This is a genomic window from Sorangium sp. So ce394 (assembly GCF_051474665.1).
In the GTDB taxonomy this organism is placed as follows: Bacteria; Myxococcota_A; Polyangia; order Polyangiales; family Polyangiaceae; genus Sorangium; species Sorangium cellulosum_D.
The window spans coordinates 7010774-7032917 of the sequence record NZ_CP150339.1 but is presented as its reverse complement, the minus strand read 5'-3'; the positions used below and the strand labels follow the sequence as shown (position 1 = coordinate 7032917).

At 72.3% G+C, this 22144-nt stretch carries 19 protein-coding genes and 1 pseudogene; 14 read left to right on the top strand and 6 right to left on the bottom strand.

The genetic code is table 11. From position 1 onward, the window contains the following. Positions 1–14: 14 nt before the first annotated feature. Positions 15–3176 (bottom strand): TonB-dependent receptor, encoded by a 3162-nt coding sequence (locus WMF33_RS25565; RefSeq protein ID WP_437339517.1) that lies wholly within the window; start codon positions 3174–3176, stop codon positions 15–17. 242 nt (positions 3177–3418) lie between these two features. Here WMF33_RS25565 and WMF33_RS25560 point away from each other — a divergent pair, with 242 nt between their 5' ends. From WMF33_RS25560 to bioB, 9 genes and pseudogenes are all read left to right on the top strand, one after another. Further along, positions 3419–4198, top strand: a complete 780-nt coding sequence (locus tag WMF33_RS25560) for a TonB family protein (RefSeq protein ID WP_437322285.1) — start codon at positions 3419–3421, stop codon at positions 4196–4198. A gap of 168 nt (positions 4199–4366) precedes the next feature. Then, positions 4367–5083 (top strand): MotA/TolQ/ExbB proton channel family protein, encoded by a 717-nt coding sequence (locus WMF33_RS25555; protein ID WP_061627328.1) that lies wholly within the window; start codon positions 4367–4369, stop codon positions 5081–5083. A gap of 111 nt (positions 5084–5194) precedes the next feature. Next, on the top strand, positions 5195–5611 hold the full coding sequence (locus tag WMF33_RS25550; protein WP_020737071.1) for an ExbD/TolR family protein: 417 nt from the start codon (positions 5195–5197) through the stop codon (positions 5609–5611). A gap of 5 nt (positions 5612–5616) precedes the next feature. After that, positions 5617–6075, top strand: coding sequence for an ExbD/TolR family protein (locus WMF33_RS25545; RefSeq protein WP_020737070.1), 459 nt, complete (start codon positions 5617–5619; stop codon positions 6073–6075). Between the two features lie 111 nt (positions 6076–6186). After that, positions 6187–7584: a phosphomethylpyrimidine synthase ThiC gene (thiC, locus tag WMF33_RS25540; protein WP_437322284.1), complete on the top strand. Its 1398-nt coding sequence runs from the start codon at positions 6187–6189 to the stop codon at positions 7582–7584. A 7-nt stretch (positions 7585–7591) separates the two neighbouring features. Further along, positions 7592–8371, top strand: a complete 780-nt coding sequence (locus WMF33_RS25535) for a thiamine biosynthesis protein (RefSeq protein WP_437322283.1) — start codon at positions 7592–7594, stop codon at positions 8369–8371. Positions 8372–8630: 259 nt separating this feature from the next. Continuing rightward, positions 8631–9683 (top strand): type IV pilus twitching motility protein PilT, encoded by a 1053-nt coding sequence (locus WMF33_RS25530; protein WP_061627595.1) that lies wholly within the window; start codon positions 8631–8633, stop codon positions 9681–9683. 35 nt (positions 9684–9718) lie between these two features. Continuing rightward, positions 9719–9814, top strand: a pseudogene (locus WMF33_RS25525) (hypothetical protein); the annotation flags it as partial. An 884-nt stretch (positions 9815–10698) separates the two neighbouring features. Continuing rightward, positions 10699–11748 carry a biotin synthase BioB gene (bioB, locus tag WMF33_RS25520; RefSeq protein ID WP_437322282.1) on the top strand — a complete coding sequence of 350 codons (1050 nt, stop codon included), beginning with the start codon at positions 10699–10701 and terminating at the stop codon, positions 11746–11748. Here the strand turns inward: bioB and WMF33_RS25515 are convergent. The 4 genes from WMF33_RS25515 to WMF33_RS25500 form a co-directional block, all read right to left on the bottom strand. Further along, positions 11690–13450 carry a mechanosensitive ion channel family protein gene (locus WMF33_RS25515; protein WP_437322281.1) on the bottom strand — a complete coding sequence of 587 codons (1761 nt, stop codon included), beginning with the start codon at positions 13448–13450 and terminating at the stop codon, positions 11690–11692. The genes bioB and WMF33_RS25515 overlap by 59 nt on opposite strands. Before the next feature lie 215 nt (positions 13451–13665). Then, on the bottom strand, positions 13666–14877 hold the full coding sequence (locus WMF33_RS25510) for an HRDC domain-containing protein (protein WP_437339516.1): 1212 nt from the start codon (positions 14875–14877) through the stop codon (positions 13666–13668). After that, the gene (locus tag WMF33_RS25505) at positions 14874–15836 is read right to left on the bottom strand and encodes a matrixin family metalloprotease (RefSeq protein ID WP_437322280.1); all 963 of its coding nucleotides are present in this window, start codon (positions 15834–15836) and stop codon (positions 14874–14876) included. The genes WMF33_RS25510 and WMF33_RS25505 overlap by 4 nt, the downstream gene beginning before the upstream one ends. After that, positions 15823–16476, bottom strand: a complete 654-nt coding sequence (locus WMF33_RS25500) for a hypothetical protein (protein ID WP_437322279.1) — start codon at positions 16474–16476, stop codon at positions 15823–15825. The genes WMF33_RS25505 and WMF33_RS25500 overlap by 14 nt, the downstream gene beginning before the upstream one ends. 135 nt (positions 16477–16611) lie before the next feature. On the opposite strand from WMF33_RS25500, the gene WMF33_RS25495 reads away from it, so the two are divergent. The 5 genes from WMF33_RS25495 to WMF33_RS25475 all read left to right on the top strand — a co-directional run bounded on the left by WMF33_RS25495 (position 16612) and on the right by WMF33_RS25475 (position 21449). Then, positions 16612–17394 (top strand): thiazole synthase, encoded by a 783-nt coding sequence (locus tag WMF33_RS25495; protein ID WP_020737060.1) that lies wholly within the window; start codon positions 16612–16614, stop codon positions 17392–17394. Positions 17395–17685: 291 nt separating this feature from the next. Then, on the top strand, positions 17686–18924 hold the full coding sequence (locus tag WMF33_RS25490) for a glycosyltransferase (protein WP_061621914.1): 1239 nt from the start codon (positions 17686–17688) through the stop codon (positions 18922–18924). A 184-nt stretch (positions 18925–19108) separates the two neighbouring features. After that, on the top strand, positions 19109–20383 hold the full coding sequence (locus WMF33_RS25485) for a glycosyltransferase family 4 protein (RefSeq protein ID WP_437322278.1): 1275 nt from the start codon (positions 19109–19111) through the stop codon (positions 20381–20383). Between the two features lie 103 nt (positions 20384–20486). Then, a complete protein-coding gene (locus WMF33_RS25480; RefSeq protein ID WP_020737057.1) occupies positions 20487–20807 on the top strand; it encodes a tetratricopeptide repeat protein in 321 nt (106 codons plus the stop codon). Positions 20808–20837: 30 nt separating this feature from the next. Beyond that, complete coding sequence (locus WMF33_RS25475; protein ID WP_437322277.1) at positions 20838–21449, top strand: thiamine phosphate synthase; 612 nt, start codon at positions 20838–20840, stop codon at positions 21447–21449. Positions 21450–21482: 33 nt separating this feature from the next. Here the strand turns inward: WMF33_RS25475 and WMF33_RS25470 are convergent, their stop codons facing one another. Then, positions 21483–22076 (bottom strand): Uma2 family endonuclease, encoded by a 594-nt coding sequence (locus WMF33_RS25470; protein WP_437322276.1) that lies wholly within the window; start codon positions 22074–22076, stop codon positions 21483–21485. Positions 22077–22144 lie beyond the last annotated feature (68 nt).

The window sequence follows — 22144 nt, the reverse complement described above, 5'->3', positions numbered from 1 at the left end:
CGCGCGCGCCGCGCCTAGAACGTGACCCGCGCGCCGAACCGGAACTGCCGGGGCGTCTGGTACTGCGTCGGCTTGCCGAAGTTCGGGTTCTTGGCCGTTTCCTTGAGCGGCTGGCCGTCCGTGGTGGTGACGCACGTCGGGGTCGCCTCGAGCTGCTCGATCGTTCCATCGACGCACGGGTTCACGTCGGCCGTGGTGTAGCGCTGGTCCACCGCGACGATCTCCTGGAAGTTGAAGATGTTGAAGACATCCATGCTGACGGTGAGCTCGCTGTCCTTCGCGAGCTTGACCGAATAGCCGAGGTGGCCGTCGAAGTTGTGCTGCCAGGGCAGCCGGCCGCCCGCGCCGCGGGGCAGGATGAACGACTCGTCGTAGCTGTACAGGTAGTGCGAGCCCCAGTAGTCGATCGGGGCGCCGGAGCGCGACCGGTAGGTGAGGCCGAGATCGATGAGCATGTTGTTCGGGAGCACGAACGTCTTCGCTCCGTAGATCTTGATCTCGTGCGTGTTGTCGCCGGGCAGGGCCCCGTCGCGGTTGACGAGGAGCGAGGCCAGATCGAACTCGGTGTTGATGTTCGGATCGAGCTGATCGGTCTCGGGCCTGAAGAGGCCCGGGTAGTTGCCGCGCAGGTAGGACAGCGTGTAGCTCGCCTGGGCGAGCCACAGGTCGGCGAAGGCCTTCTGGAAATAGAGGGTCAGCGCGTCGTAGTCGCGCGTCGCCTCGGGGAAGTCCTTCGCGATCCCCTTGCCGGGGTTGCCGATGAAGTAGGTGTTCGCCTCATCGCGGCTCATGTCCTCGATGACGTTGTTCATCCAGCGCTTCGTGTACGTCGCGCCGAGGCGCGCGTTCTCGATGATCTCGTACTCGCCGCCGATCACGATCTCGTCCGACGACTGCGGCGACAGGTCGGGATCCACCGGGGACTTGCCGCCGCCGAGCGTGAGCCACTCGCGGTTCGGGTCGTAGTCCCCCAGGATCGTGGGCCGGTTCGCGTCGTTCCGGCACTGCCCTTCGCCGTAGCCCTTCCCGTCCACGGGATCGGCAGGGTTGCAGCCCCCCGGGCCGGCGACGTGGTAGGAGCGGATGTTCCGCTCGTCGCCGAAGGCGCGATCCATCATGTCGAGGGGGACGCTCTCGTAATACCGCGCGAAGTTCGCGAACACCTTCGAGCGGCCCTGCTGCGTGATGTCGTAGACGACGCCCACGCGCGGCGACCACTGGTTCGCGAGCGCCAGCCCGAGCTTGCCGTCGCCGGCGTACAGGTACTGCGCGTCGTAGCGCAGCCCGATGTTCAGCGTCACCTGGTCGAGGATGCTCCAGCTGTCCTGCACGAACGCGCCGATCGTCGCCCCGAGCGTGTTCACGGTGACCTTGTCCTGGATCACGTACCCCTCGGGACCGGTCAGGAAGCCGAGCTGTCGCTCGTCGTGGAAGGCCGACCCGTCCCCCTCTTCCTGGTAGCTGGTGCCGCCCGCGTACGCCTTGATGTGCTCGTACGTCGTGATCTCGCCGTCGATGCCGGCCTTGACCACGTGGTGACCGAGCCCCTCGAAGATGCTCGTCACCATCGCCTTGAGCTGGAAGCGGTTGAGCGACGCGTCGTCGAGGAAGTCGGGGCCGCCGTCCCAGTACGTGCGCACCGCGCACGGCACCGCGACGACCTCGCCGTCCGCGTTGCGCAGCGGCTCGCACATCGCCCGGGCCTCGGGCGAGAGCTTCTCGAACTCGTAGATCGAGCGCCGGTGGGGGTCGAACCTCGCCCAGAGCACGAAGGGCCTGCCCGACAGGCCTTCGTTCGACGCGATCTCCGAGCCGTCCGGGGCCAGCCGCGCGCTGCGCTGGTTGTGCCAGCCGAGCGTCGCGTCGAACAGCAGGGTCTTGTTGTTGAACGCCGACGCCCACTTCAGCGCGACGTCGGTGGACGACGCCACGTACTCGTGCGCGATCGCGCTGTACCGGCCGGTGATGTTGGCCGCCTCGACGACGCCCCGCGCCGGGTCGAACCCGAAGTTGCCGTCGCCGCCGGAGTACTGCGGCGATCCGTAGACCGAGAGCGCGATGCTGTGATCCGGGTTGATCTGGTAGGTCAGCTTGCCGAGGTACTGCAGCGTCTGCTCCTCGGCGCGGTAGAACCGCTGCGTGCCCGGCAGCCGGTCGACGACGTTGAAATTCGTCTCGGGATCCTTCACCGGCTCGAAGGTGGTCGGGTCGTAGCGCGTGGCGAACAGGTTGCGCTCCATCTCGTAGCTCTTGAACGCGATCGCGGCGCCCGCGTAGAACCAGAGCTTGTCCTTCAGGATGGGGCCGCCGACCTCGAAGCCGTAGTCGCGGATGGACGACAGGCGCGTGTCGGTCTGGATGGTGTCGCCCTGGCGGCGGACCTCCTTGATCTTCCCCTCGAACGCGCCGGGCGTGATGTTGAAGAAGACCGAGCCCTGGAACGCGTTGCCGCCGCTCTTCGTCACGACGTCGAGGACGCCGCCGGTCGCGCGGCCGTACTCGGGCATGTACCCGCCGGCCACCACGTTGACCTCCTTGATGAACTCCATGGTGAGCGGCGTGCCGATGATCCCGTATGCGGGGTCGTTCACCGAGAGGCCGTCGATCACGTACTGGTTCTCGGGGGACGACGTGCCAGCGATCGACGTGCCGTACTCGTCCGCCTGCGCGCCGGGCGTGATCGCCGCGACCGACTCGAACGAGCGCGACGCCGCGCCCTTGCCCGTCGGGGGCGCCACGGCGATGCGCCGCGTGAAGTCCCCCGTGATGCTCTGGCCCACCGTGCTCGAGCCGACGTCGACCGTCGGCGCGCGGCCGACCACGACGATCTCCTCCGCCTTCAGCGCCTCCGGGAGCAGCTCCACGTTGACGCGGATCGTCGTCCCGGTGCGGACCGCGATTCCGCTGCGCACGTACGGCTTGTACGACTCCTTCTCCAGGCGGAGTGTGTAGTCGCCCGGCGGCAGGTTCGGGATACGGTACTGGCCGGTGCCGTCCGTGACCACGAGCTGCTCCCCTTGCAGCTCGGGCGACGTCGCCGTCACGACCACATCGGCGGCGGGCGCTTTGCTCGAGGCGTCAATTACCCGTCCGATCAGAACGCTGTTGCCCGTCTGCGCGAGCGCCGGGGCCGCGGTCAACAAAGTCATGGCGAGCAGCAGCAACGCCGCCCACATCCCCCACGGCGCACGTGGTGAGCGCGCTCCGTGTTTCATCCTCTTTTCGAGAAACTTCACGGAATTCCCTCCAGAAGTGTAGGCCCCTCGAGTCCCTCCTTACCCTAGACAGGAATCGCGCGAGACAATAGACTTTTTTGTAGTACTTGCTCGCTTGTGCACTCCGGGTAGGCGCCGCACGCCCCCACACGTTGCGGCCCATCGACGCAGATCAGCTCGAGTTCTAGGAGTTACGACCCCCCATGTTCGACTCGGTACTCGGTCGCAGCACCGCCACCCAGGGGCGTCTCGGGACGGGCGCAATGCTCTCCATCGTCGCCCACGCGGCGATCGCGGGGGCCCTCCTCTGGCAGGCCACGCGCCCTCGGGTCGAGAAGCAGAAGGACGTCGAGGTGACGTTCTTCGCCCCGGCGCCGCCGCCGCCGCCGCCGCCGCCCCCGCCTCCGCCGGGCGGCGGCGCGAAGCGGCCGCCGAAGGTGGAGCAGCGGATCGAGCAGCCGAAGCCTGTCAAGACGCCGGACACCATTTACGACATGCCCGAGAAGCCCAAGGCCAAGGCGCCTGAGCCGGAGCCGCCCAAGCAAGAGGCCCCGGAGCAGCCCGGCGGCGTCGAGGGCGGCGTCGAGGGCGGCGTTCAAGGGGGGACCGTCGGCGGCCAGGTCGGCGGGCAGATCGGCGGTCAGCTGGGCGGCCAGCTCGGCGGCCAGCTCGGCAGTACGGCGCCGCCGCAAAACGTGGTGCTGCCGTTCGGCGCCGGGATGAACCGGCCGACGATGATCTCGGGGCGAGATCCGCAGTACACGCGCGAGGCGCTCGCCGCGCGGGTGGAGGGGCTCGCGATTGTCAAGTGCGTCATCAAGACCGACGGCTCGCTGACCAATTGCCGGATGGTCAAGTCACTCCCGCACATGGATCGGGCGATCCTCGATGCGCTCTCGGGCCGTCGCTACACCCCCGTGATGTACCAGGGGCGCCCGGTCTCGGTCGACTATGTGTTCAACATCCGGCTCAAGCTCCCTTGACCGCCGGCGGCCGGGTGTTGTTGAACGGACGGGCCACGTAGTAGACAAGGTCACGGGGTAGGTACGCTCTGCTGTACTGTCGAGTTCGCTGCGGCGTCCAGAGGCGCTGATCCAGCATAGCTGAAACCATCACGACACCAGGGGGCGCCAGGAGGCGCGAGCGAGACGATGCAATTCACGTTGATTGAGCTGTGGGGCCACATGGGGCTCTTCGCGAAGCTGATCGTCTTCGCGCTGGCCCTCATGTCCGTGTCGTCCCTGATCGTCTTCGGCGAGCGCCTCGTCGTGTCGTTCAAGTCGCGCGCCGCCTCGCGCGCGTTCGCGGAGCGCGTGGGGCCGATGCTCGCCCGGGGCGAGCTCGACGGCGCCCGGGCCGCCGCCAAGCCCGCGGGGGAGATCGGCTATCTCGGCCGGGTCATCGGCGCCGGGCTCGCCGCCTACGCGTCGAGCGCGCCCTCGCGGCTGCCGGCGCAGGGGCACGAGCGCGACGGCGTGTTCGAGTCGGTGTCGCGGGCGCTGGAGCGGCAGGCGCAGCGCGAGGTGCTCAGCCTGAAGCGCGGCTACGGCCTGCTCGCCACGGTCGGCTCCACGGCGCCGTTCGTCGGCTTGCTCGGGACGGTCATGGGCATCGTGACCGCGTTCCAGCAGATGGCGGCCTCCGGCTCCGGCGGCCTCGGCACCGTCTCGGCGGGCATCGCGGAGGCGCTCATCACGACCGCCTTCGGCCTGCTCGTCGCGATCCCGGCCGTCATGGGCTACAACTACCTCCAGGGCTGGGTCGACGCCCGGGCGATCGACATCTCGGAGTCGTCGAACGAGTTCCTCGACATCGTGGCGAAGCGGCTCGACGGCCGCCTCGCGCCGGCCGCCGACGAGGCCGCTTGACACAGAGCCCGCGCGACACGGCGCCTGTCTGGTCGCGGGGAGCGGCGCGCGTCGCCGCGCGCCCGCGGCGACGCGCGCGCTGACGCGCCCAGCCGGGAAGCGAGCGTTCCAATGGGGATGGCTGTCGGCCCGCAGAAGGGCCCCAAGAGCGAGATCAACGTCACGCCGCTCGTCGACGTCGTCCTCGTCCTGCTCATCATCTTCATGGTCGTCACGCCGATGCTCCAGCGCGGCAAGGACGTGAAGCTGCCGCAGGCCGCGAAGGTGGACGAGGAGAAGAAGGAGGTCGACCCGCTGATCCTCTCCGTGACGCTGGAGAAGACGGTGTGGGTCGAGAACGACCAGTACGACGAGGCCGGGCTCGCCGAGCGGCTCACGCGCGAGTTCGCCGCGCAGCCGGGGCGCAAGGTGCTCGTCAAGGGGGACCAGCGCCTCTCGTTCGGCGACGTCCGCCGGGTGATGGAGACGGCGCGCAAGTCGGGCGCCAAGAGCGTGTCGCTGGCGGTCGAGGAGCTGAAGGGGAGGTAGCGGCGATGAGCGCGCGCGCGAAGAGGAAGTTCGTCGTGAAGCCGGCGGTGCCGCTGAACTCCGACATCAACGTGACGCCGCTCGTCGACGTCGTGCTGGTGCTGCTGATCATCTTCATGGTCGTGACGCCGCTGCTCGAGAAGGACATCGGCGTGCGCGTGCCGGACACCGAGCAGGTCAAGGAGGACACCCCTCCGCCGCCCGACCAGCTGGTCGTCCGGGTGAACGCGCAGGGCGAGCTCATGGTGAACGACGAGCGGGTCGAGCGCGCCGATCTCGTCGGCAAGCTCAGGCCGCTCCTCGAGCGCCAGAGCAGGCCGCAGGACCGGATCGTCTTCGTGGTCGCGGACGACGCCGCCGTCTACGGCACCGTCGTCGAGGTGCTCGACGGCGCGAAGGCGGCCGGCGCGCAGACGCTCGGCATGATGACCGAGCTCCCCGAGCCGCCGCCGCCGTCGCCCTGAGCGCGCCGCGGGCTCTGGTCTGCGGCTCGGGGCGGGCGGCCCGGCGCGACGCGAGGCTTGCGTCGCGCGCGGTCGCGACCTACACCGCCCACCTCGAAAGCGAGGTCGTCGATGTTGCGGACCGAATGGGTGAGCAAGCGCGCCGGGAGCCCCAACCAGAGCCAGATGCACTTCGCGCGGAAGGGCATCGTCACGGAGGAGATGGAGTACGTCGCCCGCCGTGAGAACCTCGCGCCCGAGCTCATCCGCAGCGAGGTCGCGCGCGGCCGGATGATCATCCCCGCCAACAAGAACCACCTGAACCTCGAGCCGATGTGCATCGGCATCGCGTCGCTCTGCAAGGTGAACGCGAACATCGGGAACAGCCAGACCACGAGCGACGTGAACGGCGAGCTCGAGAAGCTGCGCTACGCCGTCAAGTACGGCGCCGACACCGTGATGGACCTGTCGACCGGCGGCGACATCGACGGCATCCGCCGGGCGATCATCGCCGACTCCCCGGTGCCGATCGGCACGGTGCCGATCTACCAGGCGCTCGAGGTTTGCAAGGGCACGGCCAAGATGACGGCCGACGACCTCATCGACATGCTCGAGCACCAGGCGAAGCAGGGGGTCGATTACTTCACGATCCACGCGGGCGTGCTGCTCGAGCACCTGCCGCTCGTGAAGGGCCGCATCACCGGCATCGTCTCGCGCGGCGGCTCGATCATGGCGCAGTGGATGATCGAGCACCACAAGCAGAACCCGTTCTACACGCACTGGGACAAGGTGCTCGAGGTCTGCGCCAAGTACGACGTCACGATCTCGGCCGGCGACGGCCTCCGCCCCGGCTGCCTCCACGACGCGAGCGACGCGGCGCAGTTCGCCGAGCTGAAGACGCTCGGCGAGCTCACGAAGCGCGCCTGGGAGAAGGACGTGCAGGTCATGATCGAGGGCCCCGGGCACGTGCCGTTCGATCAGATCGCGATGAACGTGCAGAAGGAGATGGAGCTCTGCCACGAGGCGCCGTTCTACGTGCTCGGCCCGCTCGTCACCGATTTCGCGCCCGGCTACGACCACATCACGAGCTGCATCGGGGCCACGATGGCCGGCTTCGCGGGCGCCGCGATGCTCTGCTACGTGACGCCGAAGGAGCACCTCGGCCTGCCGAACCCGGAGGACGTGAAGCAGGGCCTCATCGCCTACAAGATCGCCGCGCACGCCGCGGACGTGGCGCGCAAGCGCCCGGGCGCGCGGGATCGCGACGACGCGCTGAGCCGCGCCCGCTACGCCTTCGACTGGAAGAAGCAGTTCGCGCTCTCGCTCGATCCGGAGACGGCGCAGGCGATGCACGACGAGACGCTCCCGCAGGAGTACTTCAAGACCTCGGAGTTCTGCTCGATGTGTGGGCCGAAGTTCTGCTCGATGCACATCAACCGCGTGGTCGACGAGTACAACGCGCGGCAGGATCGGCAGGAGACCGAGAACGCGCCCACGAAGCGGTCGCTCTCGCTCATCGATCAGCCGTGAGGCAGCCGTGAGGCGGGGGAGGGGACGCGCAGGCCTCCCCGGCGCGCTGGCAGGCGGGCGCGCGTCTGCCCGCCCGCGCGCGGCCCTCGTCGCGTCCCCGACGCCTCGCATCGCGCGCCCGGCGCTCGTCGCGCCGCTGTCGCTTCGCCTCGCGCGCCCGGTCCTCGTCGCCTCCCTCGCGCTCGCCGTCCTCGGCCCCCTCGCGTGCCGCGGCGAGCGCGCGATCTCCACGAGCGCCTCCTCGTCGCCCTCCTCGCCCGCTGCCTCGCTCTCGGCGGCGCCGCGCCCGCCGAGCCCTCGTCTCACCGATCCGCGCTGGCGCCTCGCCGCCGGGGACGACCCGCTGGAGCGCGCTCGGCTCGCCGAGGCCGAGGGCGCGACGGGGCTCCTCGCCGGGCTGGAGGACGGCGGCGACATCGCGCGCACGGCCCTGGGCGCGCTGCCGTACGCCGACGACGCCGATCTCGCGCTCGCGCCGCTCGCCGAGCGCGCCCGCGCGGCGTCCGGGCCGTCGCTGACGCCCCTGCTCGAGGCGCTGCTCGGGATCGCCGGTCGCCCGCCGCGCCCGCGCGAGCCGCTCGACCCGGACGGGGTCCGCGCCGCGGCCGCGGCGTTGGTCGAGCTGTCGGGCAGGCGCGGCCTCCCCGCGGAGCAGCGCGCGCTCGCGATCTCGGCGGCGCGCGCCCTCGCCGAGAAGGGGCTCGTCGACCCTCGCGACATTCCCGCGGATCTGGATCCGGCGGGGCCCGACGCGGGCTCCGCGGGGGCCCAGGCGCCGCGGCCCTGACGTCCGGCGCGGCTGCGCGCCGATCGGCGGCGCGGCCGTCCAGCGCGGCGTCCGCGCGGCCGTCCAGCGGGCGGTGGCCGGATTTGCACATGAAGGTGGGAAGGCGGGAAGAAAGACCAATGATCTTCCTGTCTTCCCGCCTTCATGGGGATCGCCCCGGGGCAGATCGGGCCACCACCGTCCAGCGCGGCGCCCGCGCCGCTGGATCATCCCGCCGCGCTTTGGGCCGGTCGGGGTCCCTTTTGGTACCTTCCCCCCCGTGACGACGCCGTACACCTCCGAGGCCTTCATCCATCAGCTCCTCGGCAAGGCGCTTGCCGCCCACGCCAGCGACATCCACCTGAAGGTCGGTCAGCCGCCGGGCGCGCGGGTGCGCGGCGACATGGTCTACTTCCGGGTCGACCGGATCCGGCCCGAGGACAGCGAGGCCGCGGCGCGCGTGCTGCTCGCGGGCAGGCCTTCGCGCGAGCTGCTCGCCACGCTCCAGGAGCTCGACACCGCGTACGTCGTCCCGGGGCTCGGCCGGTTCCGGGTCAACATCTACCGCCAGCGCGGCTCGCTCGCGATCGTCCTGCGCAGCATCCCCCTCAAGATCCCGACCTTCGAGGAGCTGGGCGTGCCCTCGGCCGTGCGGGCGATGGTGGAGCACGACCACGGCCTCATCCTCGTCGCGGGCACGGCGGGCAGCGGCAAGAGCACGACGCTCGCGGCGTTCGTCGCGCAGATCAACGCGACCTTGCCGCGGCACATCGTGACGCTCGAGGACCCGATCGAGCACGTGCACGAGGACAACCGCTCCAGCATCAGCCAGCGCGAGATCGGCGTCGACACGTCGGATTTCCCGACCGCGCTGCGCTCGGCGCTGCGGCAGGACCCGGACGTCGTGATGCTCAGCGCGCTGCGCGACGGCGAGTCGCTCGAGCTCGCGCTGCACGCCGCCGAGACCGGGCACCTCGTGCTCGCGGCGGTGCACACGCCGGACGTCGCGCGCACGCTCGGTCGGCTGGTGGCGCTCGGCAAGAGCCCGAGCGAGGTGCGCGATCGGCTGGCCGACTGCTTCCAGGGCGCGGTCGCGCAGCGCCTCTTGCCCCGCCGCGACGGCGCGGGGGAGGTCCTGGCCTCCGAGGTGCTGGTCGCGACGGCCGCGGTGCGCGAGGCGATCCGCCGCCCGGAGGGGAGCTCGTCGCTGCGCGAGCTGATGGAGAAGGGGGTCACGCCGTACGGCATGCAGACCTTCGAGGCGCACCTGCGGCAGCTCGTCGGCCAGGGGGCGATCGCGAAGGAGACGGCGAAGGCGGTGACGGCGCTGTAGTCGGCGGGAGGGCCGAGGTTCGTCGTCGTCATCCGTCTCTCGTCTCTCGTCTCCCGTCATCCGTCCCCCGTCCCCCGTCCCCCGTCCCCCGTCTTCCGTCTTCCGTCTTCCGTCTTCCGTGCTCCTCCTTCGTGCGCGTGCGCGTGCGCGTGTCCGTCCTCGCTCGTGCACGGACCGGAGCGAGCACGGGAACGCGCACGCGCACGCGCACGAAGAGGGAAGACGGGAGAGGGAAGAGGGAAGAGGGAAGAGGGAAGAGGGGAGAGGAAAGAGGGATGATGACGAATCTATCGGGGTCAGTGTCTCGCCCGTCTTCCAGTTGAACGGATCGCCGTCCCCAACCGTGATGTTCGGCTCATCAAACTTCGCGCCCTGCTCCACGATGGGCTCGACCCGGGCCACGTCTCCATCCAGGTCCTTCAGCACCCTTCGCGTTCGAGAGCTGGTCACGCACCTTCATGACCTCGACGTCGCACACGGCTGCTTGCCGAAGGCCGTCTCGCCCCCGGCGAAGCGCTCCCGCACAGGAATCGCGGCACGCAGCGCGCCCCCGAGACCTTCGTGCGCCGGCACGAAGGCTTCCGTCGCGCTCCGGAAGCTTCCGTCACGGAAACGAAGCCCTTCGCCGCGCTCCCGAGCACGACATTTCGCGTACTTAGCGGTGCCGGCCCCGCCCTCGATGGCCTCCGTCGCGCGCCGGAGGGCCAAATCCCCGGCAAATCAGACCTCCCGCTCCGCGCCGGAAGCTTCCGGCCCGCGACGGAAGCCTTCGCGCCGGCGCCGGAAGGCTTCGTTGCCGCGCCGGAAGCGCTCCTCCGCCCACCAAGCGCCCTCGCAGGCGCGCCGGGGCCCTCCACCCCCACGGCGGCGGCGCTCCCCCCACGGCGGCGGCGCTGCGATCACCGCCGCCACGCCTCCTTCGCGGGGCTCGCCACCCTCCTTCGCAGCGCACCCCGGGCGCCTCCGTCGCGCCTCGCTTGCAGCGGCGACCCAAGCCTGGGTATGAGCGGAGCCCATGCTCGATGGGATCGAACGGGACGCGGCGGGGCACAACGGTGGGCGCAAGGAACCGAACGGGAGCGCCCCGGCGGCGGGCGGGGTCCGCCACGACTGGACGGTCGAGCAGGCGGTCGCCCTGCACGATCTCCCGCTCTTCGAGCTGATCGACCGCGCGCGCTCGGTCCACCGCGCGTTCCACGGCGAGCACGAGGTGCAGCTCTGCACCCTGCTCAGCGTCAAGACGGGCGGCTGCCCCGAGGACTGCGCCTACTGCCCGCAGTCGAGCCACTACGAGACCGAGGTCGGGCCGGAGCGCATGCTCGACGTCGGCGCGGTCCTCGCGGCCGCAGAGCGCGCCCGCGCGGGCGGCTCGACGAGGTTCTGCATGGGCGCCGCGTGGCGCGAGGTGAAGGAAGGCCCCGCCTTCGAGCGCGTCCTCGACATGGTGCGCGGCGTGAAGGCGCTCGGCCTCGAGGCGTGCTGCACCCTCGGCATGCTCACCGACGACCAGGCGCGCCGCCTGAAAGAGGCCGGCCTCGACGCGTACAACCACAACCTCGACACGTCGCGGAAGGCCTACAAATCGATCATCTCGACGCGCACGTACGACGAGCGGCTCGTCACCCTGCGCAACGTCCGGCGCGCCGGCATCACCGTCTGCTCGGGCGGCATCATCGGCATGGGCGAGTCGATCGCCGACCGCTGCGAGATGCTCGTCGAGCTCGCGCGCCTCGACCCGCACCCGGAGAGCGTGCCGATCAACGCCCTCGTGCGCTCGCCGGGCACCCCACTGGAGAGCCTGCCGCCCGTGGACCCGGTCGAGTTCATCCGGATGATCGCCGTCGCGCGGCTCATGATGCCGCGCGCGATGGTGCGCCTGTCCGCCGGCCGGACGGAGCTCTCGCGCGAGGCGCAGCTGCTCTGCATGTACGCGGGGGCGAACTCGATCTTCTACGGAGACAAGCTGCTCACGACCCCGAACCCGGGCCCGGACGAGGACCGCGCGCTCATCGAGAAGGCGGGGCTCCAGCCGATGGCGCCGGCCGCGGCTCCCGCCGCCCGTTAGCCGGGCCGCCGCCGTCGGCCGCCTCGGGCCGCGGGCGCGCCCCGTCGCGCGTCGCGACGTGCAGCGTCTGCGTCGGGTGCGCGAGCCGCGACCCGGCCGAGGCGATGAGCTCCAGGAAGGTGATCAGCATCTCCTGACGCATCGTCCGGAACTCGCCGAAGTCCGTCGTCTGGAACCACGCCATCACCTCGACGTCGAGCGACGAGGGGCCGACGCCGACGAAGCGCACCACGACGTCGTCCGGCCAGATCTTCGGGTGCGCGCGCAGCGCGCGCTCGCACCCCTCGATGATCGCGCGGAGCTGCTCGGGCGTGGTCTCGTGGACGAGGCCCAGCACGCAGGCGAGGCGCATCCGGTCGCGCGCCGTGTACGACTCGATCTGGAGATCGGCGAGCTTGCCGTTCGGGATCGTGACGATCGTCCGGTCGAGCGTGCGGATCCGGGTCGAGCGGAGGCCGATGGTCTCGACCGTGCCGAGCAGCGCGTCCACCTTCACGAAATCGCCGACCTGGAACGGCCGATCGATGCCGATCGAGACCGAGCCGAAGAGGTTCTCCACCGTCTTCTGCGCGGCGAGGGCGAGCGCGACGCCGCCGATGCCGAGGCCGGCGATGAGGCTCGCCACCGGGTAGCCGAGCTCGGACAGCACGGCGATCGCGCCGACGATCACGATCGCGACCTTCGCGATCCGCCCCATGAGCGGCACGAGCGAGCGCGCCGCGGGGTTGTCGCGCGTCGCGGGGGCGGCGAGCAGGCGGCCGCCGACGGCGTCGATCGCGCGGAGGGCGAACCAGAAGACGGCGACGAAGACGCCGGCGCGCACCACCTTGTCGAGGAACGCCTCGGCCGGCGCGTAGAGCCCGAGCCACGGGAGCGCGATCTCGATGGCGAGCAGCGCCGCCGCGAACGTGAGCGGGCCGCGCGTGCCCTCGAGGAGCGCGTCGTCGAGCGGGGACTCCGTCCGGACGACGAGGCGGCGGAGCAAGGCGCGGAGGGCGAAGCTCAGGACCGCGCCGACGAGCCAGCCGGCGAGCGCGAAGACCGGCAGCGCGAGCCACTGCCACCAGAGCAGCTCGCGCGGCCCCGGGCGCAAGAGCGCCGGCGGCAGGTGGTCGCGCAGCCAGCGATCTTCGAGCCGCGCGTACCAGTCGTCGACGCGCTCCACGGTCGCGCGCGAGAAGATCCAGCGCACGCCGTCGGGGGTCGTGCGCCGCACCAGGCGCACCGGCTGGTACCCGGTCCGGGTCGGGATCTTGGCGATCTGCTCCACGCCGGCCCCGAGGTTGTCCTGCGTGTCCCCCTGCGCGTGCGGCGAGATCGTCTCCAGGTCGACCCAGATGTGCCGATCGAGCACCGCCTTGAGCTTCTGCGCGAGCGCCGCGCCGTCCGCCTTCGGCGGCAGATCGAGGAAGCGCGAGGCCTCGGTGTACTCGCCCGCGCGACAGAGCTCGAAGAAGGCGCGCACCGAGGCCCGCGGCGAGTCGGGGGCGACCGGGATCGTCTCGGGATCGACGCCGGCCTCGGCGCTCGGCGCCGCCGGGGGCGCCGAGGGGGGAGGCGGCGGGGACAGCTCGCCGGCGCTCGCTCCCAGGAGGACGCACCCGAAGACGAGCGCGAAGGCGAGCGCGGCACGGATCCACCACTTCGCCGCCGGCAAAAGGCGGAGTCGCTTCGAACCCTTGGGATGATCGTTCCAGGGCATGGGCCCCTGCTATTCCACCGCGCGGCGCGTCTGTCGACCGGGCGGCGGGCGCGTGGGCGACCGACCGGCCCGCCTGCGTACGGGGCGTCGCGCGCGCGGACGACCGTCGACGGACGCGCGTGCACCGGGCAGCGCGCCGCGACGTGCGCGCCGAACGCGCGGCGCGCCAGCTTACGCTGCGGCGCGTACGCTGCGGCGCGTACGCGCGCTCGCAGCTACACCGCCGCGGCGGGCGGCTCGCTCGCCAGCGCCGCGGTCACGAGCGCCGCGAGCGCGGCGCCGTAGCGCGCGAGCCGGCGCGCGCCGAGCCCCGGGATGCGCGCGATCGCGTCGGCGACCGCGCCGCCGCCGGCGCGGCCCCCCGCGAGCGCGATCTCCACGAGATCCTGCGCGCAGTGGCCTGGCAGCACGACCTGCTCGTCGACCTGCCGCGCCTTCGCCTCGGCCCTGCGCCACGCGGCGATCCGGGTCTCCATCGCGCGCCGGAGGGCGATCTCCCGCCGGGACGGGCGGGTCTGCGCGAAGAGGGCGCGCTCGTCCTCCGGCACGTCGCCGTCGCCGCGCCCCTGCTCGATCGCGCGGAGCCACGCGGCGACGAGGCCCCCCGCGCGGCCCGCCGCGGCCCCGCGGACGGCGCGCACGTCGTCGGCCCGGGTCGGCCTCCGCTGCGCGAGCTCGAGGAGCACCTCGCCGGCGACGATCTTGAAGGCGGGCTGGTCGGCCTCCTCGGCGGCGGCCTCGCGCGCCAGGACGAGCCGCCGGAGGATCGCGCGGCCCTCCGGGTCGAGCGCCTGGGCCCCCTTGATGCGCGCGTACGCCGGCCGCGGATCGCGCGGCGGGCCGAGGGCGCTCGCCAGCTTGTAGGCGCACTCCTCCGCGATCTCGTCCTCGATCCCGAGCGCGCGGCCGTGCTCCGCGAGCCGCGCGTCGAGCGGGAGCAGGTGGAGCACGTCGTCGGCCAGGTAGCGCAGCTCGGCGTCCGCGAGCGGCCTGCGCCCCCAGTCGTGCTGCTGGAGCTGCTTGTCGAGCTTCACGCCGAGCTCCACGGAGACGAGCGCCGCGAGCCCCGTCGCCGCGCGCCCCAGCATGCGCGCGGCGACCGAGGTGTCGCGCACGCCGGCGAGCGGCGCGCCCGCCTCGGCGAGCATGCGCGCGTCGAAGGTGAGGTCGTGCAGCACCTTGGGCGGCCCCGCGGCCCCGAGGAGCGGCGCGAGCGGCGCGATCGGCGCGCGGAGCGCGTCGACGACCGCGACCGCGACGCCGTCGCCCTCGCGGAAGGCGAGCTGGACGGTGCAGAGCCGCGGGCGGTACGCGAACAGCCCGTTGGCCTCCACGTCGACCGCGAGCGCGTCGGCGCGCGCCGCGCGCTCGACCACCCGGGCGAGATCGCCTTCGCGCTCGACGAGGACGGGGGGAGCCTGGCTCAGCGGGCCTTCTCCCGGCGCGGGCGCGCTGCCCTGCCGCGCCGCGCCCGCGCGAGCGCGCCGAGCGACGCGGCCGCCGCGGCGAGGAGCCCGCCGCCGCCTCCGCCGCCTGGCGACGACGGGGCCGCGGCGCAGCCGCCGCTCTCCTCCGGGGCGGGCTGATCTTTGGCGCACAGGTCGGAGAAGCCGTGGCGCGGCGTGGGGTCGCACGCCTCGACCGGCTCCCCGGGCGGGTACACCGAGCAGATCCCCGCGCGGTCGTCGTCGTCGAGGTCGCGGAGGATCGTGCTCTCCGGCCGGTAGTCGGCGTACATGGTCGCGGTGACCTCGGCCGAGTGCGAGAGCCCGAGGAAGTGGCCGGCCTCGTGCGTGGCGATGCTCAGGAGGTCGAACGAGACGTCGTCGTCGCCCATCGAGAGCGTCACGTCGAACGAGTTGATCTCCATGTCGGCGTCGTAGATCTCGCCGTTCTTGAGGTTGTAGGTGACGGTCGTGAGCGCGAGGGTGTTCCCGCCGCTGCCGTACGGCCACCCGTCGTCCCGGAACGTGATGATGTTCGCGTTCCCCTTGCGCTGGTTGTACTCGTGCGCGTCGCACGAGATCGGGCCGAGGTAGGTGACCTCCATGCGGGGGCTCGTCCCGCCGCCGCAGTCGGCCGCGGTCCACGTGGCGAAGGCCTGCTCGAAGATCGCCTCGGCCTCCGCGAGCGTGACCTGGTCCGAGGCGTCTTCCTGGAGCGAGTAGCTGACGCACGGCGAGGGCCAGGCGAGGGGGATGCCGCAGTCGGTGGCCTGCTGCGGGTTGCAGACGGCCGCGGTCGACTGGGTCTCGGGACAGACGCTGGTGCGGCAGTAGGCCAGGGCGGCCCGGGGGAGGGCGAGCGCCGCGGCGACGAGCGTGAACGAGGCGACGGCGCGGGCGCGCGCGCCGCGCCCGGCGGGCGCGAGATCACTTCTGCGCATGCTTCGCCTTCCAGGCGCGGCTCACCGCGTCGATGGCCGCGTCGACCGTCGCGCCGACGAGCTGCTCGCGCGCCGAGATCGCCGGGCCGGGCCGGGCCAGGACGGTCCCGCTGGACGGGCTCGCGGCCAGCCGCCGCGCGGCGATGCGCGGCGCGCCGGCGATCCGCCGCGTCTCCTCGGCGTCGACGATGGGGTAGTGGCCCTGGGCCATCCCGGACACGACGAGCGCGGAGCTGGCCCGGGACACGAAGATCATCGCCTGCGCGCCGATCCGGAGCTGCGCGTCGCCGGCCACGTGCTGTCCGACGTCCCCGACGATGCCCCCGAGCGTCCTCACCCACACGTCGGCGTCGGGCTGCCCGGCCACGGTGCGGTCGATCGACAGGCGGGTATACGTCACGATCCTCTCGGACCCGCCGAGCTCCTCCCACCTGCTGTGCTGCTCGGTCGCGGTCGCGACCACGACGTACGAGGCGGCGGCGACGAGCTCGTCCAGCGAGAGCTGGATGGCGACGGCCGCCTGCGCGGCGCGCGGGCCGGACAAGAGCGCGCCGGGGCTCACCCCGGCTGCTGGGTCGGCGTCGCCCCCGGGCGCGAGGGTGACCGCGGGTGGCAACGCGAAGAGGAGGGCTATGAGCAAGGCTCTGGGAGACATAGGGGCAACGATACCATGCTGGCGAGCGGGGCACGCCCGAAGCCCGCGGCGCGGTCGTGCTGGACCCTGTGTCCCGGTCCGACTAGCTAGATCGTCTGGGTCGAGACCGAGGAGCCTGCGATGACGAGCGACGCGTTGACGATCGGCAGACACACGTTCACTTCCCGCCTCTTCGTGGGGACGGGCAAGTACAAGGACCTGGAGGAGACCCGTCGCGCGCTCGAGGCGTCCGGCGCGGAGGTGGTCACGGTGGCCCTCCGCCGCGTGAACCTGAAGGAGCGGGGCGAGGGGTCGATGATGTCGCTGCTCCAGCAGGGGCGCGTCACGATCCTGCCGAACACGGCGGGCTGCTACACCGTCGAGGACGCGGTCCGCACCTGCCGGCTCGCGCGCGAGCTCGGGCTGTCGGACCTCGTGAAGCTCGAGGTCATCGGCGACGAACGGACGCTGTTCCCGGACAACGAGGCGACGCTGGAGGCGGCGAAGATCCTGGTCAAGGAGGGCTTCACGGTGCTGCCTTACTGCATGGATGACCCGATCGTCTGCCGGAAGCTGGAGGACATCGGGTGCGCGGCCGTGATGCCCCTGGCCGCGCCGATCGGCAGCGGGCTCGGCATCCGGAACCCGTACAACCTGATGATCATCCGCGAGACGGCGAAGGTGCCGGTGATCGTGGACGCGGGCGTCGGGACGGCGAGCGACGCCGCGGTGGCGATGGAGCTCGGGTGTGATGGGGTGTTGATGAACACGGCCATCGCGGGCGCGCGGGATCCGATCCTGATGGCGCAGGCGATGCGGGACGCGGTGAGGGCCGGGCGAATGGCCTACCTCGCGGGGCGGATGCCGAAGAAGCTCTACGCGACGGCGTCGTCGCCGGAGCACGGCAAGATCGCCGGGCTGTAGGAGCGCGCGGCGGGGGGCGCGCCGCTGCGCAGCGGGCGGCGGGCTCAGCGCGCTGCGGGGCGCGGCGCGCTACGGGAGAGCGCGCTACGGGAGAGCGCGGCGCGCTGCGGGGAGCGCGGCGCGGCGTCCCGATGTGCGAAGTCAAACGAACAGCACGCCGGGGTCATGATACGCTCACAACCCTGAGTCAGAATGACACGGAACGCTCATCGCACGGTCGACACCTCTGTCGTGACGCGACGGGGCGCTCCGAGGACGACCGCGGCGACCTGACGGTCCGCTCAGGAGAATATGAGCAAGCCCAACGTCTGCATGGTCGTGAACAACCTCGAGGTCGGCGGGCTCGAGAAGGTGGTGCTGAGCCTCCTCGATCGGCTCGGCGATCAGGGCTTCGATCTCTCGCTGATCTGCCTCGACGGCGAGGGGCGGCTCTTCTCGGAGGTGAAGCTGCCCCGCTCCAAGTGCCTCGTGATCACGAAGGATCTCCGGCCGGTGCTGCCCGGCCTCAAGAGCGATCCCGAGGCGATCCTCTGGATCCGGCGCTTCTTCCACCAGCGCTCCGTGGATATCGTCCACGTCCACAACCGGGCTCCGCTCATCTTCGCCGGCCTCGCGGCGCGCCTGCTCCGGAATCGGCCGCTGGTCGTCTACTCGGAGCACAACCAGATCAACCGGGCGAAGGGGTTCGACCGGCGCAAATTCGGCTACTACGCCTACCTCGCCGACGAGATGGTCGCGGTCTCGCACGACCTGAAGCGCATCCTCGTCGACGACGTGAAGGTCCGCGCGCCGGTCCGGGTCATCCACAACGGCATCGACGGGACGCGCTTCGCCCGGGCCCTGACGAGCGGCCAGCAGGGGCGCATCCGCGCGGAGCTCGGCATCGGCGAGCAGGAGTTCGTGTTCGGGTGCGCGGTGGTGCACATCGAGCAGAAGGGGCTCCGCTACCTCATCGAGGCGGCGCCGGAGGTGCTGCGGCGCGCCCCGGAGGCGCGCTTCGTCGTCGCGGGCGACGGCCCGCTCCGGGGGGAGCTCCAGCAGCGCGCCAGGGACGCGGGGCTCGGCGACCGGATGCTCTTCCCCGGGTATCGCTCGGACGTCCCCGAGCTCGTCTCCGCGTTCGACGCCTACGTGCTCCCGTCGCTCTGGGAGGGGCTGCCGCTCGCCCTGCTCGAGGCGCTCGCGCTCGGCAAGCCGATCGTGGCGAGCCGCGTCGGCGGCGTCCCCGAGATCATCGAGCACGGGGTCGACGGGTTCCTCGTCCCGCCGAAGGACCCGGGCGCGCTTGTCGAGCACCTCTCGCGGGTCGCCCGCGACGCGGAGCTCCGCGAGCGCGCGCGCACGCGCGGCCCCGCGAAATTCGCCGAGCAGTTCAGCCTGGAGGCGATGGTCGACGCGCACGTGCGGCTCTTCGACGAGCTCGTCGCCCGGCGGCGCGGCGGGGAGGCCTCGCCGCGGGCGCAGAGGTCCGGGGGAACGAGCCAGGGACCAGCGCTGAATACGAGGTTGAGCGAGACCGACCGAGCTTGAAACGAGGCCGAGCGAGCCTCAACAAGCCTGACCGGGCCCGACGAGACCTAACGAGACCCGACGAGACCCGACGAGACCCGACGAGACCCAACGAGACGCCTCGAACCAGCGCCGGCACCAAAGCCCCTGTTGCCGGCGCGCTCGCTGCCTCGGATCGATCAGACAGGAGGAGCTCTTGCGGCGGATGCGTGTTTTGCTTATCACGAAGATTTTCCCGAACGCGGTTCACCCGGACGAGGCGCCGTACAATCGTCGGCAGTTCGCCGCGCTGTCGCGTTACTGCGACGTCCGGGTGCTCGCGACGATCCCGTGGTTCCCTGGCATCGAGCGGCTCTCGAAGTGGCCTGTCGGCGCCAGCGCGCCGCGCGAGGAGGTCATCGACGGGCTCCCGGTCCGGCACCCGCGCTATCTCTACGTGCCGAGGGTCGCGCCGGCCCTGAACGGCCCGCTGTACGCGGCGTCGATGCTCCCGGAGCTCGTCGGGCGCGGCCCGTCGCCCGACGTGATCGTCGGGGCGTTCGCCTACCCGGACGGCTTCGCCGCCGTGTGCCTCGGTCGGCTGCTCCGGGTGCCGGTCGTGATCAAGGTGCACGGCTCGGACATCGACGTGATCCCGCGCGACGCGCGGCTGCGGCGGCCGCTCAGCTGGGGCCTCTCGCGCGCGACCCGGGTGGTGGCGGTCAGCCGCAAGCTCGCGGACGGGGTGGCGGCGCTCGGCGTGCCGCGCGATCGCATCGACATCGTCATGAATGGCGTCGACGCGAAGCTGTTCCAGCCGCGCAGCCGCGCCGAGTCGCGCGCGGCGCTCGGCCGGTCGCCTGCATCGAAGATGTTCGTCTTCGTCGGCCACCTGAACCGGGACAAGGGGGTGCTGGATCTGGTCGAGGCGTTCGAGCGGCTCGCGCCCGCGCACCCGGACCTCGAGCTCACGCTCGTGGGCAGCGGCGCCGAGGAGCAGGCGTGCAAGGCCGCCGCCGCCCGGCTGGGCGGCCGGCTGACGGTGACCGGCTACCTGCCGCACGACCAGGTGTCGCTGTGGCTCGGGGCCTCGGACGCCCTCGTGCTCCCGAGCCTGCACGAGGGGACGCCCAACGTCGTGCTGGAGGCGCTCGCCTCGGGGCGCCGCGTGGTGGGGACGAGCGTGGGGGGCATCCCCGACATCCTCCACAGCCCGGAGCTCGGCGAGCTCATCCCGCCGGGGGACAAGGGCGCGCTCGCGGACGCGCTGCTGCGCGCCGCGCGGCACGAGTACGACCCGGCGCGGGTCGCGGAGCTCGCCGGCGGGCGCGACTGGGACGACAGCGCGCGCGCCCTCCACGACACGCTCCTGCGCGCGGTGCGCAGCGCCCGCCGGCCGAGCGCGGGCGGGCAGGACCTCGGCGACGCGGCCTTCAGCGTCCCGGGCCCGAAGGGCGGGATCGAGAACGGCGCCGCGCGGACGGGCGCTCCCCTGAGCTGACGGCTCGACGGGGCGGTGGCGGCGGCTCGCGGCGCGGCCCCGCGGCGGTGGCGGCGGGTCGCGGCGCGGCGTCCTCTTGACGCTCGCGCGCGTTCATCGGCGAATGGCGCCCGTGCTCCCCGGCATCCGCGCGGCCCTGGGCCCGCTCGTGATCTTCGCCGCCGTCGCGCGGGCGCCTTACCAGTGCGCGAGCGACGTCGACCCGGATCATCGCCAGTACGAGGATCCGAGCGAGGCCCTGTACGGCCTGGCCGAGCGCTTCAAGGCGAACGGCGATCGCCGCGCCCAGGCCGACACGTTGCGCTTCCTCGTCGAGCGGTATCCTTCCAGCCGGTTCGCCCGGATGGCCCGGCAGGACCTCGAGGCGCTCGGCGAGCCGGGCGCTCCGGGAGGGGCGCGCGCCCCGGGCGACGGAGACCGCTGACGCGCCGCGCGTCGGCGCAGGAGGACGGCCATGCTCACCCCGCGGTTGACCCTGATCACCCAGACGGCGGACGTGCCGGAGCCGGCCCTGCTCGCGCGGCTCTCGGCGTTCGGCGCCCTGCCCCCCGAGGCCCGCGCCCGCGTGGCGGTGCAGCTCCGCGACCCCGAGCTCTCCGGCGCGGCGCTCCACGCGCTCGGCCGGCGCCTGCGCGACGCCACCGCCGCGATCGGCGCCTCGTTCGTCGTCAACGACCGCCTGGATCTCGCGCTGCTGCTGGGCGCGGACGGCGTGCACCTCGGCCGCCGCTCGGTCGCGGTGGCGGACGCGCGCGCCCTGCTCGGCGCCGGCGTCTTCGTCTCGGTCGCCTGCCACGGCGTGGACGAGGTGCTCCGCGCGGCGGAGGCCGGGGCAGACGCGGCCGTGCTGTCGCCGATCTTCGCGACGCCCGGCAAGGGCCCGCCCCTCGGGCTCGCGGCGCTGGGCGAGGCGCGGGCCCGCCTCGCGGCCGCGTCGCGCGGCGTCGCGCTCATCGCCCTCGGCGGCGTGGACGCGGGCTCGGCGCCGGCCTGCCTCGCGGCGGGCGCGGACGGGGTGGCCGCGATCCGCGCCGACTTCGGCGGCGCGCTGCCGGCGCCGCTCTGAGCTGCGCCGCTGCACTGCCCGCTCGGTGGCGCTCTACCGCGCCCAGAGGTCGGCGAGCGGCAGCTCGATCGCGTCGAACGGCTCGGGCCGCACGACCTCGTCGCCCTCGTGGGTGTCGAGCAGCGACCACCGGCCGTCGTCGAGCCGGTACACCTCGAGCGTCTGCGCTACCGGGTTGATCAGCCAGGCGTGGCGGACCCCTTCGCGGCGGTAGATCCGCATCTTCTTGCCGCGGTCAACGCGCTCGGTGCGCGGCGAGATCACCTCGCAGACCCAGTCGGGCGCGAGGTCGTAGTGCGCGGGCGCGTCCTCGGGCCCGAGCGCGTCGGGCATGCGCTCGCGACGCCAGCCGGCGAGATCGGGGACGACCTTGTCGGGCCTCGGGCCGAGGTGGAGCTCGGGCTCTACGAGGATGACCCAGCCTCCTGGTCCGCCTCTCCCGCGATCGAAGGGGCCCGTGAGGCTTCCGCCCAGGAGCGACGCCGTACGCGTGTGCGGCCGCCCCGGCCGCGGGAACGTGTGCAGCTCGCCGTCGAGGATCTCGGCGACCATCTCCTCCGGCGCGGCCTGGAACGCGGCCTCCACCTCGGGTGCGTTGCCCGGGAGCAGCGGGTGCTGTGCGCTCATGCCGCCAGCCTATCACTCCTCCCGCTCGCCGCTCCCCCGCGCCTCCCTCGACGCTGGCAATCCGCCTT

Bases quoted from the DNA above. Each gene is read 5' to 3' on its own strand.
- WMF33_RS25565 (WP_437339517.1), bottom strand. From the start codon at position 3,176: ATGTGGGCGGCGTTGCTGCTGCTCGCCATGACTTTGTTGACCGCGGCC.
- WMF33_RS25505 (WP_437322280.1), bottom strand. From the start codon at position 15,836: ATGCGCAGAAGTGATCTCGCGCCCGCCGGGCGCGGCGCGCGCGCCCGC.
- thiC (WP_437322284.1), top strand. From the start codon at position 6,187: ATGTTGCGGACCGAATGGGTGAGCAAGCGCGCCGGGAGCCCCAACCAG.
- WMF33_RS25480 (WP_020737057.1), top strand. From the start codon at position 20,487: ATGGCGCCCGTGCTCCCCGGCATCCGCGCGGCCCTGGGCCCGCTCGTG.
- WMF33_RS25515 (WP_437322281.1), bottom strand. From the start codon at position 13,450: ATGCCCTGGAACGATCATCCCAAGGGTTCGAAGCGACTCCGCCTTTTG.
- WMF33_RS25485 (WP_437322278.1), top strand. From the start codon at position 19,109: ATGCGTGTTTTGCTTATCACGAAGATTTTCCCGAACGCGGTTCACCCG.
- WMF33_RS25475 (WP_437322277.1), top strand. From the start codon at position 20,838: ATGCTCACCCCGCGGTTGACCCTGATCACCCAGACGGCGGACGTGCCG.
- WMF33_RS25555 (WP_061627328.1), top strand. From the start codon at position 4,367: ATGCAATTCACGTTGATTGAGCTGTGGGGCCACATGGGGCTCTTCGCG.
- WMF33_RS25560 (WP_437322285.1), top strand. From the start codon at position 3,419: ATGTTCGACTCGGTACTCGGTCGCAGCACCGCCACCCAGGGGCGTCTC.
- WMF33_RS25490 (WP_061621914.1), top strand. From the start codon at position 17,686: ATGAGCAAGCCCAACGTCTGCATGGTCGTGAACAACCTCGAGGTCGGC.
- WMF33_RS25545 (WP_020737070.1), top strand. From the start codon at position 5,617: ATGAGCGCGCGCGCGAAGAGGAAGTTCGTCGTGAAGCCGGCGGTGCCG.
- WMF33_RS25550 (WP_020737071.1), top strand. From the start codon at position 5,195: ATGGGGATGGCTGTCGGCCCGCAGAAGGGCCCCAAGAGCGAGATCAAC.
- WMF33_RS25495 (WP_020737060.1), top strand. From the start codon at position 16,612: ATGACGAGCGACGCGTTGACGATCGGCAGACACACGTTCACTTCCCGC.
- bioB (WP_437322282.1), top strand. From the start codon at position 10,699: ATGCTCGATGGGATCGAACGGGACGCGGCGGGGCACAACGGTGGGCGC.
- WMF33_RS25470 (WP_437322276.1), bottom strand. From the start codon at position 22,076: ATGAGCGCACAGCACCCGCTGCTCCCGGGCAACGCACCCGAGGTGGAG.